At 75.9% G+C, this 16,597-nt stretch carries 18 protein-coding genes; 5 read left to right on the top strand and 13 right to left on the bottom strand.

Annotated elements, in window-relative coordinates; genetic code table 11:
- Positions 1 to 130: 130 nt before the first annotated feature.
- Entirely contained in the window at positions 131 to 613 is a 483-nt protein-coding gene (locus EPD83_RS01140) for a CarD family transcriptional regulator (protein ID WP_128368495.1), read from the bottom strand.
- Between the two features lie 208 nt (positions 614 to 821).
- Between EPD83_RS01140 and EPD83_RS01135 the strand changes: the two genes are divergently transcribed.
- Positions 822 to 1,376: a hypothetical protein gene (locus tag EPD83_RS01135; protein ID WP_165566120.1), complete on the top strand. Its 555-nt coding sequence runs from the start codon at positions 822 to 824 to the stop codon at positions 1,374 to 1,376.
- Positions 1,377 to 1,419: 43 nt separating this feature from the next.
- Here the strand turns inward: EPD83_RS01135 and EPD83_RS01130 are convergent, their stop codons facing one another.
- The gene (locus EPD83_RS01130; protein WP_165566119.1) at positions 1,420 to 2,100 is read right to left on the bottom strand and encodes a response regulator transcription factor; all 681 of its coding nucleotides are present in this window, start codon (positions 2,098 to 2,100) and stop codon (positions 1,420 to 1,422) included.
- Positions 2,097 to 3,293 carry a sensor histidine kinase gene (locus EPD83_RS01125; protein WP_128368270.1) on the bottom strand — a complete coding sequence of 399 codons (1,197 nt, stop codon included), beginning with the start codon at positions 3,291 to 3,293 and terminating at the stop codon, positions 2,097 to 2,099. Before EPD83_RS01125 ends, EPD83_RS01130 begins: the two co-directional genes overlap by 4 nt.
- A gap of 192 nt (positions 3,294 to 3,485) precedes the next feature.
- On the opposite strand from EPD83_RS01125, the gene phoU reads away from it, so the two are divergent.
- Positions 3,486 to 4,184, top strand: a complete 699-nt coding sequence (gene phoU / locus EPD83_RS01120) for a phosphate signaling complex protein PhoU (protein ID WP_128368271.1) — start codon at positions 3,486 to 3,488, stop codon at positions 4,182 to 4,184.
- Positions 4,185 to 4,312: 128 nt separating this feature from the next.
- Here phoU and EPD83_RS01115 read toward each other — a convergent pair whose 3' ends face one another.
- The gene (locus EPD83_RS01115) at positions 4,313 to 5,101 is read right to left on the bottom strand and encodes a helix-turn-helix transcriptional regulator (protein WP_165566118.1); all 789 of its coding nucleotides are present in this window, start codon (positions 5,099 to 5,101) and stop codon (positions 4,313 to 4,315) included.
- 134 nt (positions 5,102 to 5,235) lie between these two features.
- Between EPD83_RS01115 and EPD83_RS01110 the strand changes: the two genes are divergently transcribed.
- Both EPD83_RS01110 and EPD83_RS01105 read left to right on the top strand, forming a co-directional pair.
- Complete coding sequence (locus EPD83_RS01110) at positions 5,236 to 7,092, top strand: hypothetical protein (RefSeq protein ID WP_165566117.1); 1,857 nt, start codon at positions 5,236 to 5,238, stop codon at positions 7,090 to 7,092.
- A 64-nt stretch (positions 7,093 to 7,156) separates the two neighbouring features.
- A complete protein-coding gene (locus tag EPD83_RS01105) occupies positions 7,157 to 9,079 on the top strand; it encodes a thioesterase domain-containing protein (RefSeq protein ID WP_128364929.1) in 1,923 nt (640 codons plus the stop codon).
- 43 nt (positions 9,080 to 9,122) lie between these two features.
- On the opposite strand, the gene EPD83_RS01100 is transcribed toward EPD83_RS01105, so the two are convergent.
- Genes EPD83_RS01100 through EPD83_RS01085 form a run of 4 tightly spaced genes read right to left on the bottom strand, consistent with a single transcriptional unit; the run spans position 9,123 to position 12,532 of the window.
- A complete protein-coding gene (locus EPD83_RS01100; RefSeq protein ID WP_128364931.1) occupies positions 9,123 to 9,860 on the bottom strand; it encodes a phosphoglyceromutase in 738 nt (245 codons plus the stop codon).
- Positions 9,861 to 9,904: 44 nt separating this feature from the next.
- Complete coding sequence (locus EPD83_RS01095; RefSeq protein WP_128364933.1) at positions 9,905 to 10,423, bottom strand: type III secretion system chaperone family protein; 519 nt, start codon at positions 10,421 to 10,423, stop codon at positions 9,905 to 9,907.
- Positions 10,420 to 11,736 carry a D-inositol-3-phosphate glycosyltransferase gene (gene mshA, locus EPD83_RS01090; RefSeq protein ID WP_128364935.1) on the bottom strand — a complete coding sequence of 439 codons (1,317 nt, stop codon included), beginning with the start codon at positions 11,734 to 11,736 and terminating at the stop codon, positions 10,420 to 10,422. The genes EPD83_RS01095 and mshA overlap by 4 nt, the downstream gene beginning before the upstream one ends.
- Before the next feature lie 4 nt (positions 11,737 to 11,740).
- Positions 11,741 to 12,532 (bottom strand): hypothetical protein, encoded by a 792-nt coding sequence (locus tag EPD83_RS01085; protein WP_128364936.1) that lies wholly within the window; start codon positions 12,530 to 12,532, stop codon positions 11,741 to 11,743.
- A gap of 125 nt (positions 12,533 to 12,657) precedes the next feature.
- On the opposite strand from EPD83_RS01085, the gene EPD83_RS01080 reads away from it, so the two are divergent.
- Positions 12,658 to 13,494, top strand: a complete 837-nt coding sequence (locus EPD83_RS01080; RefSeq protein ID WP_205859360.1) for a class I SAM-dependent methyltransferase — start codon at positions 12,658 to 12,660, stop codon at positions 13,492 to 13,494.
- On the opposite strand, the gene EPD83_RS01075 is transcribed toward EPD83_RS01080, so the two are convergent.
- The 5 genes from EPD83_RS01075 to EPD83_RS01055 all read right to left on the bottom strand — a co-directional run bounded on the left by EPD83_RS01075 (position 13,479) and on the right by EPD83_RS01055 (position 16,563).
- Positions 13,479 to 13,799 carry a DUF2516 family protein gene (locus EPD83_RS01075; RefSeq protein WP_128364939.1) on the bottom strand — a complete coding sequence of 107 codons (321 nt, stop codon included), beginning with the start codon at positions 13,797 to 13,799 and terminating at the stop codon, positions 13,479 to 13,481. The genes EPD83_RS01080 and EPD83_RS01075 overlap by 16 nt on opposite strands.
- Before the next feature lie 16 nt (positions 13,800 to 13,815).
- A complete protein-coding gene (dtd, locus tag EPD83_RS01070; RefSeq protein ID WP_128364941.1) occupies positions 13,816 to 14,241 on the bottom strand; it encodes a D-aminoacyl-tRNA deacylase in 426 nt (141 codons plus the stop codon).
- The gene (locus EPD83_RS01065; RefSeq protein WP_128364942.1) at positions 14,238 to 15,296 is read right to left on the bottom strand and encodes an asparaginase; all 1,059 of its coding nucleotides are present in this window, start codon (positions 15,294 to 15,296) and stop codon (positions 14,238 to 14,240) included. Before EPD83_RS01065 ends, dtd begins: the two co-directional genes overlap by 4 nt.
- A 146-nt stretch (positions 15,297 to 15,442) precedes the next feature.
- Positions 15,443 to 16,114, bottom strand: coding sequence for a hypothetical protein (locus tag EPD83_RS01060; RefSeq protein WP_128364944.1), 672 nt, complete (start codon positions 16,112 to 16,114; stop codon positions 15,443 to 15,445).
- A gap of 74 nt (positions 16,115 to 16,188) precedes the next feature.
- Entirely contained in the window at positions 16,189 to 16,563 is a 375-nt protein-coding gene (locus EPD83_RS01055; RefSeq protein ID WP_128364945.1) for a helix-turn-helix domain-containing protein, read from the bottom strand.
- Positions 16,564 to 16,597 lie beyond the last annotated feature (34 nt).

The following is a 16,597-nucleotide window of genomic DNA, read 5'->3' as shown; positions in this document are numbered from 1 at the left end:
CGAACGCCTTGGGGACACCGGCCCCGAGCCGGGCGCCCGACCCGGCCGCGACGACGACGACGCCCACGCCGCGCGGTGCGGCGTGGGCGTCGGTCACGTCAGTGCGCTGTCGCCGGAGGCGACCCGGGCGTCAGGACGCGAGGACCTCGTCGAGGATGGTCTCGGCCTTCTCCTCGTCGGTCTTCTCGGCGAGCGCGAGCTCGGAGACGAGGATCTGCCGGGCCTTGGCCAGCATCCGCTTCTCACCGGCGGACAGGCCGCGGTCCTTGTCACGGCGCCACAGGTCGCGGACGACCTCGGCGACCTTGATGACGTCGCCGGAGGCGAGCTTCTCGAGGTTGGCCTTGAAGCGGCGCGACCAGTTGGTCGGCTCCTCGGCGTACGGGGTGCGCAGCACCTCGAAGACCTTGTCCAGGCCCTCCTTGTCGACGACGTCGCGGACGCCGACGAGGTCGCAGTTCTCGGCCGGTACCTCGATGACGAGGTCGCCTTGCGCGACCTTCAGCTTGAGGTAGAGCTTCTCCTCTCCGCGGATCGTGCGGGTGTTGATCTCTTCGATCCGTGCGGCCCCGTGATGCGGGTACACGACCGTCTCGCCGACCTTGAAAACCATATGGTGTTGACCCCTTTCGCGAGGAGTAGTCTACCACGACACGCCGGTCCGGCCCAATGCGAGCGGGCGGTGTTTGCGCAGGTCAGAGGCTCAAAGCGAACCGCGGGCGGACCAAATCGGGTCTTGACAGGAGGCCGGTGCGCGTGCATCGCGCGCGGGCGCCCGGAGGTCTGTCGGACCCCCTCGCGGCCCCCGCTATCCTGACCGCGTGACGAACCGCGCTGCCACGTTCCTGCGCCTCCTCGGCCTCGCCGGCGCCACGCTGGTCGTGTCCGCGTGCGGCGTCTTCTCGCCGGTCCAGACCGACTACCCGTACATCCCGGCCGACGGCGTCGACCTCACGATGCCGGGCCTGGACCTGCGCAACCTCGCGGTCGTCACCGACGCCGAGGGCTCGGCCGGCGTCCTCGTCGGGCAGGCCGTCAACGAGGGTGCCGAGGCGGTCGAGGTGACCTTCGCCCTCTCCGGCGACGCCGGCGGGCGGGGCGCCTCGACGACCGTCCCGGCCTACTCGGGCTCCTCCCTCTCCGAGACCACCCCGGTGACCCTGGCCGCGGTCCCCGCCGCGCCCGGGGCGCTCGTCGAGCTGTCGGTGACGACGGCGCAGGCCGGGCGCAACGTCGTCGAGGTGCCGGTGCTGGACCGCACCTCCTACTACACGAGCGTGCCGACCCCGTCGCAGGCGCCGTCCTCCTCCGCCTCCCCGTCGGCGAGCACGAGCCCCAGCGCCAGCCCGAGCCCGAGCGCCAGCTCCAGCGGCTGACCCGCCCGGACCGGACCGAGCCCGGCCGGTCGCCCGCCCCGGCTCAGGCCTCGAACTTGTAGCCGAGCCCGCGCACCGTGAGGATGTGCACCGGCGACCCCGGGTCGGCCTCGACCTTGGCCCGCAGCCGCTTGATGTGCACGTCGAGCGTCTTGGTGTCCCCGACGTAGTCGCTGCCCCACACCCGGTCGATGAGCTGGACCCGGGTGAGGACCCGGCCGGTGTTGCGCAGCAGCATCTCGAGCAGCTCGAACTCCTTGAGGGGGAAGGACACCTGGGCGCCGCGCACCGTGACGACGTGGCGCTCGACGTCCATCCGCACCGGCCCGGCCTCGACGGTCGTCGGCAGCAGGTCCTCGGGTTCGGCGCCGCGCCGCAGCACCGCCTTGATGCGGGCCAGCAGCTCGCGCGAGGAGTACGGCTTGGTGACGTAGTCGTCGGCGCCGAGCTCGAGCCCGACGACCTTGTCGATCTCGCTGTCCTTGGCCGTGAGCATGATGACCGGCACGTTGGAGCGCTGCCGCAGCGCCCGGCACACGTCGACCCCGGAGAGACCCGGCAGCATGAGGTCGAGCAGGACCAGGTCGGCGCCGGCCCCGTCGAAGTCGGTGAGGGCGTCGTTGCCGTTGTCGGCGACCGAGACCTCGTAGCCCTCCTTGCTCAGCAGGTAGGAGAGGGGGTCCGAGAAGGACACCTCGTCCTCGACGATCAGGATCCGGGTCATGCGCTGCTCTCTCCTCGCGCGGCGGCGGCCACGCCGAGGTCGTCATCGGCCGCGTGGTCCGTGTCGGCCGGGGCGGCCGCGACGGGCAGGGTCATCGTGAAGGTCGAGCCGCGTCCGGGCTCGCTCCAGACGGCGACGTCGCCGCCGTGGTTGGCGCAGATGTGCTTGACGATCGCCAGGCCGAGGCCGGTGCCGCCGGTGGCCCGCGAGCGGGCGGCGTCGACGCGGTAGAACCGCTCGAAGATCCGCTCCTGCTCGGTGGCCGGGATGCCGGCGCCCTGGTCGGTGACGGTGATCTCGACGAGGTCGCCGACCCGGCGGCCGCCCACCCCGACCCGGGTCCCGTCGTCGCTGTAGTTCACGGCGTTGGTCAGCAGGTTCGTCACGGCGGTGACGAGGAGCTCGAGGTCGCCGAAGACCCGCAGCCCGCGCTCGGCGCCGAGGGTGACGTCGATGCCGCGGGCGTCGGCGGCGACCCGGACCCGGTCCAGGGCCTCGTCGAGCACCTCGTCGACCTCGACGAGCTCGGGCTCGTGGAGGGTGTCGGCGACCTGGAGGCGGGAGAGGTCGACGATCTCCTGGACGAGGCGGCCGAGCCGCGTCGACTCCACCCGGATCCGCTCCGCGAAGCGGGTGACGGCCTCGGGGTCGTCCTTGCCGTCGAGCACGGCCTCGGCGAGCAGGCTGATGCCGCCAACGGGGGTCTTCAGCTCGTGGCTCACGTTGGCGACGAAGTCGCGGCGGACCTCCTCGACCCGACGGGCGTGGGTGTGGTCCTCGGCGAGCAGCAGGACGTGGTTGACCCCGAGCGGCGCCACCCGCACCCGCATGACGACGCTGGCGTCGGGGTTGGGCCCGCGCGCGAGGTCGAGCTCGGCCTCGCGGATCACCCCGTCGCGCCGCACCTGGCGGGCCAGGTGGCGCAGCTCGTGGTGGACGAGCTCGCCGTGGCGCACGAGCCCGTAGGAGACCGCCGAGGCGGAGGTGTTGACGACGGCGTCCGAACCGTCGACGACGACGGCCAGCGAGCGCAGCACCGAGAGCACGTCGCCGACGCCGCGCGGCAGCGGCGGCTCGGCGGGCTCGGGGTCGTCGGCGTAGGACCGCTCGGACCAGCGCCCCGCGAGCACGGCGACGGCACCGATGACCAGCCCGGCGCCCCCGCCGAGCACGGCCGCGATCGTCGCATCCACGCCGTCAGGGTACGACCGAGCCCGGACTCGCCCGACCAGCCCGGGGCGGCTACGGTGCACGGACGTCCGAAGTTCACCTCGGCGGCGTCTGCGGTTCACCGCCGGCTGCGACAGTGGCGCCTGCCGTCGGAGCCGCCCCGTGTCCGCTCCGCACGCCCCACGACCATCCCACCGGAGGACCAGCAGCCCGTGATGCGCAAGGCCTACCACGAGGAGCTCGACCGGATCGCCGAGAGCCTCGTCGAGATGACCCATCTCGCCGCGTCGGCGATGAGCCGGGCCACGACCGCCCTCCTCGACGCCGACGTCCACCTCGCCGACTCCGTCATCACCGCCGACGCCGAGATCGACTCCCGCCGCGAGCGGATCGACCTGCTGTCCTTCGACCTGCTCGCGCTGCAGCAGCCGGTGGCCACCGACCTGCGGGTCGTCGTCACGAGCATGCGGATGAGCAGCGACATCGAGCGCATGGGCGACCTCGCCCGGCACGTCGCGAAGGTCGCGCGCCTGCGCTACCCGGAGTCGGCCGTGCCGGCGGAGCTGCGCTCGACGTTCCGGGAGATGGGCCAGGTCGCCGAGCTCATCGTCGAGAAGACCGGGTCGGTCATCGCCGGCCGGGACATCGCCGCCGCCCGCGAGATCGAGGCCGACGACGACGCGATGGACCGGCTGCACCGGCACCTCTTCGAGCACGTGACGAGCAGCGAGTGGCCGCACGACACCGAGACCGCCGTCGACATCACCCTCCTCGGCCGCTACTACGAGCGGTTCGCCGACCACGCCGTGTCCGTCGCCGAGCGGGTCGTGTGGATCGTCACCGGCGAGTGGGGCAACGAGGCCAACGGCAGCCACGAGGACGCCGAGGACGACGCCACCGGCCGGGCGGTCTGAGCCACCCACCCCGCGGGGAGTCCGCGCTGCAGGAACCTGCAGGACGGCACCGACCCCGTGCGGGCGTGCCTACCGTTTCCGGTGGGCGCCGCTGTGGGCGTCCACGGCGGGCGGTGAGCCCGCGAGGGCTACAGCGTCCGGGCCCCGGCGGACGGTGTGTCCCCGGCGGGACCCCGGTCACGGAGGGGGGCCACCGTCTCGGTCTCCTGGCTCGCCCGGAGACCGAGACGGTAGCCGAGCTGGTAGCGGCCCCGGACCCCGAGCCGGTCCTGCACCCGCCGCACGTCGGCCCGCACGGTGCGCACGCTGACCCCGAGCACCCGCGCGATCTCGTCGTCGGTGAGCCCGGTGCCGAGCAGCCGCAGGACGCGCTCCTCCCGGTCCGCGACCGACTGCACGGCCCGGACCGGCGCGGCCACCCGCCACAGGGCCCGGAAGTACACGAGGGCGGCCGCCGCCGTCCGGGGGTCGTCGACGAGCGCCACGGCGGGGTCCTCGTCCGGCCCGGAGGAGCCGTGGACGACGACGGTGGTGCGGTCGAGGAGCTTCAGCTGCATCGGGACGTGCCCGACCCGGACGGACAGGTCGTCCTCGTCGGCGCCAAGCGAGGCCGCGACCACCGGGGCCCGGGTGACGTCCATGACCGTCGACATCCGGGTGCCGTTCCGGGCGCCGAGGCGGGTGAGCGCCCGGCGACGCTCCCAGGCGTGGGCCCCGATCGCGGACAGCTGGGTGGCGGACAGGCACTCCGCCGACGCGACGCAGGCGGCGTGGACGTACGCGTCGAGCTCCGCGGGGGTCCCGCGCACCTGTTGGCGGCGGGCGTCACCCCGGGCGAGCCAGGCGCGCCGGGCGAGCTGGACGTCCATCGAGGCGTCGAGGAGCTGCTGGGCACTCGTCGGGGAGGTCGCGGCCATCGTCTCTCCTTCGTCGCAGCGAGTGTAGAACGATGTCGGTGGCGCGTCCGGGCCTCCGCGCAGGTCACCCGTCGGCATCGGCCGGGTTCGCGGGTCGCGGCCCGCGTGGGCCCGGGGTCGAGGATGATGGGGCGATGACGGGGGCGGAGGAGTTCGGCGGGTTCGTCGCCGCGCGCTGGCCCGAGGTCGAGGCCGTGGCCCTCGCCGCGACCCTCGACCCGGCGGCCGCCCGGGAGACGACGACCGCCGCCTTCGCCACCCTGCACGCGGGCTGGGCGGAGGCGAACGAGTCCGGCGCCCCCACCGCGGCCGTGCGCCGCGCCCTGCTCGCGGAGCTGGCGCCGCGGCGGAGACGCCGGTCCCCGGACCCCCTGCCGGCCGGCGCGGACCCGGTCGACCCCGAGGTCCGGGCGGCCGTCGGGGCCCCGGAGGGCGGCGTCGAGCAGGCGCTGCTCGACGCCCTCGCCCGCGAGACCGTGGCCGTGCGGGCCGCCGGCGCCGCGGCGCTGCTCTGGGACCTGCCGGCCGGCGGCCTGGAGTCGCTGCTCGGCCCGTCACGGGACGGCCTGCTCGCGGACGTGGGCGCGTCGCGCGGCCGGCTGTTGGAGGCCCACCGCGCGGGCCGGGTGGCCGAGGGCCTGGGGCCGGCCGACGACCGGCTCGACACCGACCTCGCCGACGTGCTGCACCGGGTCGCGGACGTCGCGGGACCGGTGCCGGACCCGGAGGCGCTGGTTCGCCTGCGCACCCGCCGGCTGCGCCGCCGCCACCTCCTCGTCGCGGCGGCGGGGCTCGCCTCGGTCGGCGCCGGGGGGACGGCCGTGCTCACCGGCCGGGGCGACGGACGGGCCGCGGCCGCCCGGCCCTCCGCGCCGGGCCCGTCCACGCTGGCCGCGGACGACCCCCGATGGTCCTCGCCGCGCAGCTGGCCCGCCCGGGGGGCGCTGGCCGCCGACCCCCGGTTCGCCTCGGTGCTCACCTCGTCGCTCGCCACCGACGCCACGCTGCTCTACGCGCATGACGTCGAGGGGCTGCGGGTCGCCCTGGCGGCGACCGACAACCTCGACGGCGGCAGCAGCCCGGCGATCATCCTGTGGAACGGACCGGCCGGCACCCCGGCGGAGCGCCTGTCCCGGACCGACGTCACCCCGGACGCGATGTACGGACGGGACGGGACCCGGGACGTCGTCGCCGTCGGGGTCCCGCACGAGGAGGACACGCTCGTCCTCGTCCTGGCCCGTCCGGGAGTCGGTCGCGCCGAGGTGTCGGGGACCGTGGACCCCCGGCCCGACGGGACGATCGTGCGCACCTGGACCGGGATCGAGCTGCGGGACGGGGTCGGTACGCGGCTGGTCCAGGGCCCGCTCGGTGTCGCCACGCGACTGCGCTGCGACGACTTCGACGGCGCCCTCCCCCGGGTGTTCGACGCGAGCGAGTGGGACCCCTACGGCCCGGCGACGGCCCGGCGCGCGGTCCTCGAGCGCGTCGCGGCCGCCACCGGCCTGGCCCCCGACCGGGTCACGGTCAGCGTCACCCGCTACCGGCTGCGCCGGGGGACCAGGGGTCTCGGCTCGCCGCGCGCGACCGGGACGTTGCGGGTGGTCCTCGCGACCCTGCCGGGCTCGGCCGTCGTGCGCAGCACCTGGGTCGAGACCCGGGACCGCGGAGGGGTGGCCAGCTCCTACGGCGAGGGTCCGCTCGTCATCCCGGCCGCGGCCGCCGACGCTCCCGCCGTCCAGATGCTCTACGGCGAGACGACCGAGGGCACGACGATGCTCGTGGTCGGTCCTCCCGCCGCCGCCACGGTGCAGGTGCGCGGTCCGTCCGGCGGGGACCGGGGCCGGCCGGTCCGCGTCGTCGACGGCGTGGCCGTCCTGCGCGAGCCCGCGAGCTACCCGTTCACCCTCCGGGTCCGGGACGCCGACGGCCGGATCCTCTACGACGACGAGCCGGTCCAGGGCCGGGACCTGCTGGACCTCTGGGACCTCTGACGGCGACCGACCCGACCCGGAGCCCGCTCGCCCGTGGCCAGCGCCCGCGGGTGAGGATGGAGCCATGACGGCCGTGGTCGACGACGACTTCGCCGGCTTCGTCGCGGCCCGGTGGCCGGAGGTCGAGGCCGTGGCGCTCCTCGCCACCCTCGACGCGGACGCCGCCCGTGACCTCACGACCGCCGCGTTCGCGGACCTGCGGGCCGGCTGGAGCGACGCGCTCGCGTCGGGGGCACCGACGGCCGCCGTGCGCCGGGCGCTGCTCGTCCGGCTGCCCGCGGGCGAGCCCGGGTCCGTCGAGCCCGTCGGGCCGGTTGCCGCGGGCCCCGACCCCGCGGACCTCGTCACCGGTGCCGTCCGGTCCGGCGTCGACGACGAGGTGGCCCGGGCGCTGCTGACCGCCCTGACCCGCGAGGACCCCGTGGTCCGCGCCGCGCTCGCCGCCGACGCCGTGTGGCTCGTGTCCCCGGCAGAGCTCGCCGCGCTGCTCGGCCGGGACGGCGTCGCCCTCGAGGCGGCCACGGCCGCCGCCCGCGACCGGGTGCGCCGCGCCCACGCGGAGGGACGCCGGGCCGCGGGGCTCGCGCCGGACGACGGCCGGGCGGACGCCGACCTCACCGAGCTGCTGCGCACCGCCGCCGACTCCCGGCCCGGGCCGCCGGACCCCGCGGCGCTCGTCGCCGAGCGGGTCCGCGGGACGCGCCGCCGCAGCCTCCTGGTGGGAGGCGGTGCCGCGGCCCTGGCCGGGGGCGCCGTCTGGTGGGCCCTCGGCGGGTCGACGGCCCGCACCCCGGCGGCTCCGGTCCGCTCCGCGCTGCCCACCGTCGCGGCGCCCACCCCGACGGGACCGGACTCGCCGGTCTGGACGCTCACGACGAACTGGCCGGCGCGCGGCCTCCTCGGGAACGACCTCGGCATCGACGCCCGGGTCCGCCGCGAGGCGCCGGGGTCCACCGTCGTCTACGCCGGCGACGTCGACGACGTCCGGGTCGTCGTCGCGCTCTCCCCCGGCCGCGACGCGCGGCGGCGCCCGGTCGTCACGGTGTGGGCGGGCAGCGTCGGCGCCCCCGCCGAGCAGCTCACCCCCGTCGAGTACGGCCCCGACTCCTTCAGCGGCATCCTCGAGCTCGTCGCCCTGGGCCTGCCCCACCCCACCGGGGCGACCCTGCTCGTCCTCGCCCCGCCCCGGGCCACCGGCGCCGACTTCGCCCCGGTGGTGCACCCGACGAAGGCGGGGTCCGCCGAGCGCACCTTCCTCCCGGTGCGGTTGCGCGACGGGGTCGGCGCCCTGCACCTCGACGCCCCGTGGGGGGTCGCCGCCCGGGTCCGCAGCGGCGGCTACGACGGCCCGGTCCCGGCCCCGACGGGCTGGGCGTACCACCGGCCGGCGGGCCAGGACCTGGTCGAGAGCCTGCCGCGCTACGTCGCCTCGGCCACCGGCGTGCCCCGGCGGTCGCTGCGCACGCGTCTCGTCGTCGACAGCGACACCGCGGGCGGTGTGCTCGACCCGACCTCGCAGTACGCCCGCTCCGACGGCCGGGTGCGCCTCGGGACGACGACGACGCCCGACGGTGCCGTCGTGCGACAGCTGGAGGTGGTCGACCGGACGCCGCAGGGCACCTCGAGCCTCACCCTGAGCCCGGTCGTCGTCCCCGCCCGGGAGCGGTCGGCGCCGGTCGTCGTCCCCCTGGCCGGGGCCCCGCCGGACGTCGCGCGCTACCTCGTCGTCGTGCCCGGGGGCGGAGCGGACGTCCAGCTGGTGCCGCGCCGCGGGGCGTCCGGACCCCGCTCACCGCGGGTGCCGCTGCGCGGGGACGTCGTCGTCGTGCCGGTCGACCGGGGCGACGGCTCGGGCCGGTGGCGCCTCATCGTGCGCGACGCCCGCGGGCGCACGACCTTCGACGGCGTCCCCCCGGTTGGTCGGGACCTGCTGGACCCGCAGGACCCGCCGTCCTGGCTCGGGATCACGCCCGACACGAGCGGCTGAGCCGCTCGGCCGGTCACCGCGACCGGCGCTCGGTCAGCGCGCCTCAGCGACCCTGGTTGGCGACGGCGGCGGCGGCCTCCGCGGCGGCGTCGGGGTCGAGGTACTCGCCGGGGCCGGTGGGAAGGAAGTCCTCACCCAGGCGGTAGACCAGCGGCATCCCGGTGGGGATGTTGAGGCCGGCGATCTCGTCGTCGCCGATGCCGTCGAGGTGCTTGACCAGCGCGCGCAGGCTGTTGCCGTGGGCGGTGACGAGCACCGTCCGGCCCTCGGCGAGGTCCGCCTGCAGCTCGTTCTCCCAGTAGGGCATCATCCGCGGGATGACGTCGGCGAGGCACTCGGTGGCCGGCACGTCGACCCCGGCGTAGCGCGGGTCACCGGTCTGGTCGTACTCGCTGCCGGACTCGATGGGCGGCGGCGGCACGTCGAAGCTGCGGCGCCACTGCATGAACTGGTCCTCGCCGTACTTCTCCCGCGTCGCGGCCTTGTCCAGCCCCTGGAGGGCGCCGTAGTGCCGCTCGTTGAGGCACCAGCTGCGGTGCACCGGCACCCAGTGCCGGTCGCAGGCGTCCAGGGCGAGGTTCGCCGTCGTGATCGCCCGGCGCAGCACCGAGGTGTGGACGACGTCGGGCAGCAGGCCGGCGTCGCGCAGCTGCTCGCCGCCGCGCACGGCCTCGCCACGGCCCTTCTCGGTGAGGTCGACGTCGACCCAGCCGGTGAAGAGGTTCTTCTCGTTCCAGACCGACTCGCCGTGGCGCAGCAGGACCAGCGTGTGCTCGCTCATGGCGTCCACCCTAGCCAGGACGTGACCGCGGTCACGCGGCCGGCTCAGCCCTCGGCGCGCGGGGGGTCGCCGGGCCGCTCGAGGATGGGCCGGAACGCCTCGAGGTTGCGCAGGCTCTCGCCGCGGTCGACCCGCCAGGCCCACTCCTTGCGCATCGAGGTGAGGAAGCCGAGGACGAGCAGCTCGTTGAACGGCTCGTCCACGGCGGTGAGGACGACCCCGAGCAGCCGGTCGAGCTGGTCGGCGTCGACCCCGGCGGCGGGGACCCGTCCGGTGACGAACACGTCGCCGGACCGGTCGACGGCGTAGGCGAGCCCGGGCAGCCGCAGGTTGCGGCTGAGGAGGAAGCGATAGACGTCCCGGTGGCTCTCGTCGGGGTTGCGGACGACGAACGCCGACACCGACAGCGCGTCCTCGCCGCAGACGAGCGAGACGACGACCCGCAGCTTCTTCTCGCCGGGCAGCGACACGACGACCTCGTCGTCGCGGGCGCCGGTCTCGTACTCGATCTCCGCGGAGTCCAGGAAGTCCCGGACGGTGGCGAGCAGGGCGTCGGCGCTCACGGGATGACCGCCGGGGGGATGCCGGTGAGCCGCTCGGCGTCGTGGATCGACAGCTCCTTGGGGCGGGCCAGGGCCTCGGTGTAGACCTCGAGCAGCCGGCCCGCCGTCCGGGCCCAGCCGAACCCCTGGGCGTGCTCGACCGCCCGCCGGGACAGCCCGGCCCGGCGCCCGGGGTCGAGGACGACCCGGCCGAGGGCGCTGGCCCAGGCGGAGGTGTCGTGGCCGTCGACGAGCAGCCCGCCGTCGCCCACCGCGGTCGGCAGGCCGCCGACGTTGGCCGCGACGACCGGCGTCCCGCAGGCCAGGGCCTCGACGGCGACGAGCCCGAAGGACTCGCTGTGCGAGGGCACGGCGACGACGTCCGCCGCGCGGTACCAGTCCGCGAGGGTCGGCCGGTCCACCGGCGGGACGACCCGCAGCAGGTCGCCGATGCCGAGCCGGTCGGCGAGCGCGTCCAGGCCCATCGGCGTCGTCACGCCGGTGCCGCTGGCGCCGCCGAGGACCGCGACGACGGCCCGCTCGCGCAGGTCGGGCCGGCGCCGCACGAGCTCGGCGGCGGCCCGGACGAGGACGTCGGGCCCCTTGAGCGGCTGGATGCGCCCGACGAACAGCAGGAGCACGGCGTCGGCGGGGAGCCCGACGCGCGCCCGCGCCTCGGCCTGCGAGCCGGGCGCGAAGACCGCGAGGTCGACCCCGGGCTCGACGACGGCGACGCGGGCCGGGTCGGCGCCGTACAGGTCGACGAGCTCGCCGGCCTCGCGGCCGGTGTTCGCCACGAGCCGGTCCGCGGCCTCGACGACCTGGGCCTCGCCGATCTCCCGGCCGAGCGGCTCGGGGCGGTCGCCGTCGGCGAGGTGGAGGTTCTTGACCCGGGCCATCGTGTGCATCGTGTGGACGAGCGGCACGCTCCAGCGGTCCGCGGCCAGCCAGCCGACCTGCCCCGAGAGCCAGTAGTGCGAGTGCACGAGGTCGTAGTAGCCCGGGGGTGCGTGCGCGGCGACCCGCATCATCCCGGCGGCGAAGGCGCAGAGCTGGCCGGGCAGGTCCTCCTTGGAGAGGCCCTCGTAGGGGCCGGCGGCGACGTGCCGGACGACGACGCCGGGCTCGACCTCGACGAGGTCGGGCTGGGCGGCGCTCGTGGTCCGGGTGAAGAGGTCGACGGCGGTGCCCTGTCGCGCGAGCTGGCGCGCGGTCTCGAGGACGTAGACGTTCATGCCGCCGGCGTCCCCCGTGCCCGGCTGGTCCAGCGGCGAGGTGTGGACGGTGACCATCGCGACCCGTCGGGGCCGTCCGCCCCCGGCCGGTGCGCTCATCGCGTCATTCTTCCACGGGCAGGACCGGGGTGTCGGTCACGGTGACGACGGCCCGGGGCGACCAGACGTGGATCGCGATGCGCCCGTCCTGGCGCAGGTCGACCGACCGTTCGACGCCCACCGGGCCGATGGCGACGTCGGTGCCGAGGATCCACGTGAAGGCGGGCTGCTCGACCACGGTGGGGTCCACCCAGTACGCGCGCTGCCGCAGGTTGCGCTCCGGCAGCGCCGGGGCGATCCCGATGGTCGCCGGTCGCCAGTCGAGGTTGACGGCGATGGCCGAGGCGCCCTGGACGGCCACGTCCATCCGGATCCGGCCGTCGAGCGGCTCGAAGGTGATGCGCAGCGGCCGGCTCTCGGTCTCGCTGTAGACCACCCCGCTGTAGGTGACGGCGTCGTCCTGGCGCTGGACGGCCGCGATGCTCACCGCCGACAGGACGGAGGTGACGTGCTCGCGCGGGTGCTCGCCGTCGTCGCTCACCGTCCCGAACATCGCGACGACGGGCGCACCCTTGGTCACGGTGTCGGCGAGGATCGTGCTGCCACGGGAGAGGCGGAAGCCCCGGTCGTACAGGGTGACGGTGAGCCCGGCGCCGAGCGACTGCACCCCGAACGCGCTCTGGGCGACCTGGAGCAGGCCGGGCTCGGCGTCGGTGATGCCGATGTCGCGGGCGAGGACCTTGGGCACCCAAGTGGTCAGCCCGAGGACGAGCGCCGCCGTGAGCGACAGCACGAGCGAGACCATCGAGAGGCTGACATCGCCCTCGCGGCCCCGCGCACGCACCCGCTCCAGCACGAGGTCAGCGTAAGCGCCGGACCTGCTCGCCGGACCCCCACCCCGCCCGTCCCGGGCCCGTCCGGGCCCTCGCCGCCGGTCCGGCGGACGGCGTGGGGGCGCGCGGCGGGCCTACCCTTGAGCGGGTGCCCTCCGAGCGACCCGTGGGCGTCGTGACGCGCGGCACGACGAACCCGAACCGGCTGCGGCGCTGCGACCGCTGGCTGCTCGGCCCGGAGGCGGCCCGGCTGCGGCGCGCCGGACCCGACCCGGTGGTCGTCGACCTCGGCTACGGCGCCTCGCCGGTCACGACCGTCGAGCTCGCCGCGCGGCTGCGGACGCTGCGCCCGGACGTGCGGGTCGTCGGGGTCGAGATCGACCCCGAGCGGGTGGCCGCGGCCCGGCCGCTGGAGGGCCCGGGCCTGCGCTTCGTGCGGGGCGGCTTCGAGGTGCCGGTCCCCGGCGGCGGGCGCCCGCTGGTCGTCCGCGCCTTCAACGTGCTGCGGCAGTACGACGAGGCGGAGGTCCCCGCGGCCTGGGCCGCCGTCGTCGACCGGCTGGCGCCCGGCGGGCTGCTCGTCGACGGCACCTGCGACGAGGTGGGCCGTCTCGCCGCCTGGGTGGCCGTGACCGCCGACGGCCCGGGGTCGCTGACGCTCTCGTGGCGGCTGCGCGGCCTGGAGCGGCCCGGCGTGGTCGCCGAGCGGCTGCCGAAGGCGCTCATCCACCGCAACGTGCCGGGCGAGGGCGTCCACGCGCTGCTCACGGCGCTGGACGACGCGTTCGCGCGGCAGTCGGCGCTCGCGTCCTTCGGGATGCGCCAACGGTTCGTCGCCGCCGTCCGCGCGGTACGGGACGCCGGGTGGCCGGTGCTCGGGGGTCCCTCGCGCTGGCGGCTCGGGGAGCTGACGGTCGCGTGGGACGCAGTCGCGCCCGGCGGGTCAGCGACGACCGGTGGGGACGCGGGTCACCAGGGCCCGTAGGGGCCGGAGCGGCCGCTCCCCCGGCCCATGACCTGCTCCAGCGCCGGCTTGACGTCGGCCAGGTAGACCCCGGCCGCGATGATCGCGATGACGCCGAGCAGGCGGGTCGAGCCGATGGCGACGATGCCCAGCAGGACGGCGACGCCGGTGACGACGAGCCAGAACGTCTTCGTGCGCTTGCCGGCCGCCGTGAACGCGTCGGGGCGCCGGCGGAGGCAGTCGACGAGGGCGAACGCCTCGACGCCCAGGGCGGCGATCGACAGCAGGAGGGTGATCCAGCCCTGCACGAGGAGGAGGCTTCGCATGGGACAAGAGTAGGTGTCAGGAGTCGAGGACGATGGTCACGGGGCCGTCGTTCACCAGTGCCACCTCCATGTGCGCCCCGAAGACGCCGGTCGCGACCTCGAGCCCGCGCCCCCGCAGCGCCTCGACGACGGCGGCCACGAGCGGCTCGGCGACCGGGCCCGGCGCGGCGGCGTTCCACGACGGCCGGCGCCCCTTGCGGGTGTCGGCGTAGAGCGTGAACTGGCTGACGACGAGGACCGGGGCGCCGACGTCGGACGCCGAGCGCTCGCCGTCGAGGATGCGCAGGTCGGCGATCTTGCGGGCGGTGAGGGCCACCTGCTCGGCGCCGTCGTCGTGGGTGACGCCGACCAGGGCGACGAGCCCGGGGCCCGGCAGCTCGCCGACGACGCGGCCGCCGACGGTGACCGAGGCGCTGCGGGCGCGCTGCAGGACGGTCCTCATCCGGCGGTCCCCTCCGCCGGGGTCCCGGGCCCGGCGGGGTCGACGACGCGGACGGTGGTTCCCAGGTCGGCGGCGACGACGGCCCCGACGGGCTCGCCGTGGCCGAGCACGGGGGCGTCCTCGAGCCGGTCGTAGGCGTCGGAGGCGACCCCGAGCCGCCGCAGCACCGCGGCGAGGACGACGGCGCGGGCGCGCGAGCCACCGTCGACGACCTTGAGGGCGACTCCGCGCCCGTCGGGCAGTCCGACGGCGTGGACGGCCTCGGCGCCCTCCTTGGCGACGACGCCGGGCGTGCCGCGCAGGAGCGCGGTGACGTCGCGGCGGGTCCCGCCGACGAGGTCGGGGTGGGCGCGGACGGCGGCGGCGACCCGACCCTCGTCGGTGCCGGGGTCGGCGGCGGCGAGGCGGCCGAAGGCGCGGGCCAGCCCGGCGAGCGGGACCGCGAAGGCCGGCGCCCCGCAGCCGTCGACGACCGTGGCCGCGACCGGCGAGCCGGTGAGGTCCTGCGTCGTCTCCGCGGCCAGCCGCTGGAGCGGGTGGTCGGGGTCGAGGTAGGTGTCGAGGTCCCACCCGCGCCCGCGGCAGGTGGCGAGCATCGCGGCGTGCTTCCCGGAGCAGTTCTGCGCCAGCGCGCGGGGCGGGCGGCCGGCGGCGACCCAGGCGTCGCGCTCCAGCGGGTCGTAGGGCAGGTCGGGGGTGTTGCGCAGGTCGGTCTCGGCGAGGCCGGCGTCGGCGAGCACCGCGCGCACCCCGTCGAGGTGGAACGCCTCGCCGCTGTGGCTGGCGCAGGCCAGCGCCAGGTGCGGCGGCGGGAGGTCGAGCCCGGCGCGCAGCATGGCGACGGCCTGCAGCGGCTTGAGCGAGGAGCGCGGGAAGACCGGGTCCTCGGCGTCGCCCCACACCTGCTCGAGGCGGTCGTCGGGGCCGGTGACGGCGACGCTCGCGCGGTGCACCGACTCGACGACGCCGCCGCGCACGACGTGGGCCAGGACCGGGGCGTCGGCGAGCGCGGGCGGGGTGGGGCGGGGGCGGGCGTGGGGGTCGGCGGTCGGCACGTCCTCGACCCTAGCCAGGGGGCGCGGCGGGTCCGGGGCCGGGGGACGACGCCGGAGCGCGCCCTCCGTGGGGAGGACGCGCTCCGGGTGGTGCGGCCGTGCCGGTGACCGTCGGCGGGCGGTCGGGCGCGGCGGGTGGAGGTCGGTCAGTCGCCGACCTTCTCGGCGGCCTTCTCGGCGGCGACCGGGGCCTTCTTGGCGGTCTTCCTCGCGCTCGTGCCGGCGGCCTTGGTCGACGAGGTCGTGCGCTTCGTGGCCTTCTTCGTCGTCGTGCTCGTGCGCTTGGCGGCCGAGCGGGTGCGCTTGGCGGAGGCGGCGACCTCGGTCTGGGCCTCCTTGGCCTCCTCGGCGACGGAGTCGGTGAGGACGGTGGCGACCTTGACGGCCTCCTTGCGACCGGTGGTGACCGTGGCCTTCGCGGACCGCTCGATCTCCGAGGCGGCGTGGCGGGCCGTGGTGACGGCGCCCTTGGCCTGGGCGATCGTCGTCTCGGCCTGCGCCACGAGGTCCTGGGTGGCCTTCTGGCCGCGGATGCGGTTCACGACCGACTTGCCGCGGACGGCGAAGGCGTCGTAGCCCTCGGAGACCTTGCCGCCGACGACGAGGCCCTGGTTGATCGCGAGGGTGGGGAGGTCCTTGACCTGCCCGGCGTACGCGGTGGCGCGGGCCTGGACGGCGGACGGGGCGAGGTCGGCGCGGGCGGCGTCGGCGCGCTTCTGGGCCTCGCGGACCTTCTCGACGGCGAGGTCGGTGACGCCGGCGAGGGCGTAGAACGGGGTGGTGTCGAGGTTCTTGCGGAGGTCGTCGATGACGGCCATGGCGGACTCCTTCTTCGGTGCAACGGGTGCGGGTTCGGTGCCCGGTCGGCGACGCTGCCGGGGGCGGTGCGGCGTCAGTGCCGGGGGACGTCCTCGACGTAGGACTCGTAGATGTCGAGGAGCGTCTTCTTCTGCCGGTCCGTGAGCAGGGCGTCCTGCCTGACGGCCCGGCGGACGTCGGGGGTGTCGGGCGTGGCCGCCTGCGGCTCGGCGTCGAGGATGCCGGCCCGGACGTAGAGCGACTCGGCGGAGACCTCGAGGCCCTTGGCCAGCTGCTGGAGGATCTCGGCGCTGGGTCGCTTGAGACCACGCTCGATCTGGGACAGGTAGGGGTTGGAGACCCCGGCGAGCTCGGACAGCTGACGCAGCGAGAGCTTGGCGGACGTGCGCTGCTCGCGCAGGTACTCGCCGAGGCTCTCGCCCAGGTCGTTCAGCGGGTTCTTGCTCACGGATCCATTGTGCTTGCTCTGGTTAGCAGAATGC

The organism is Phycicoccus flavus (assembly GCF_004025965.2).
GTDB classification, from domain to species: Bacteria; Actinomycetota; Actinomycetes; order Actinomycetales; family Dermatophilaceae; genus Phycicoccus; species Phycicoccus flavus.
The sequence above is the reverse complement of the archived record's forward strand: the minus strand, read 5'-3'. Positions and strand labels throughout refer to the sequence as shown.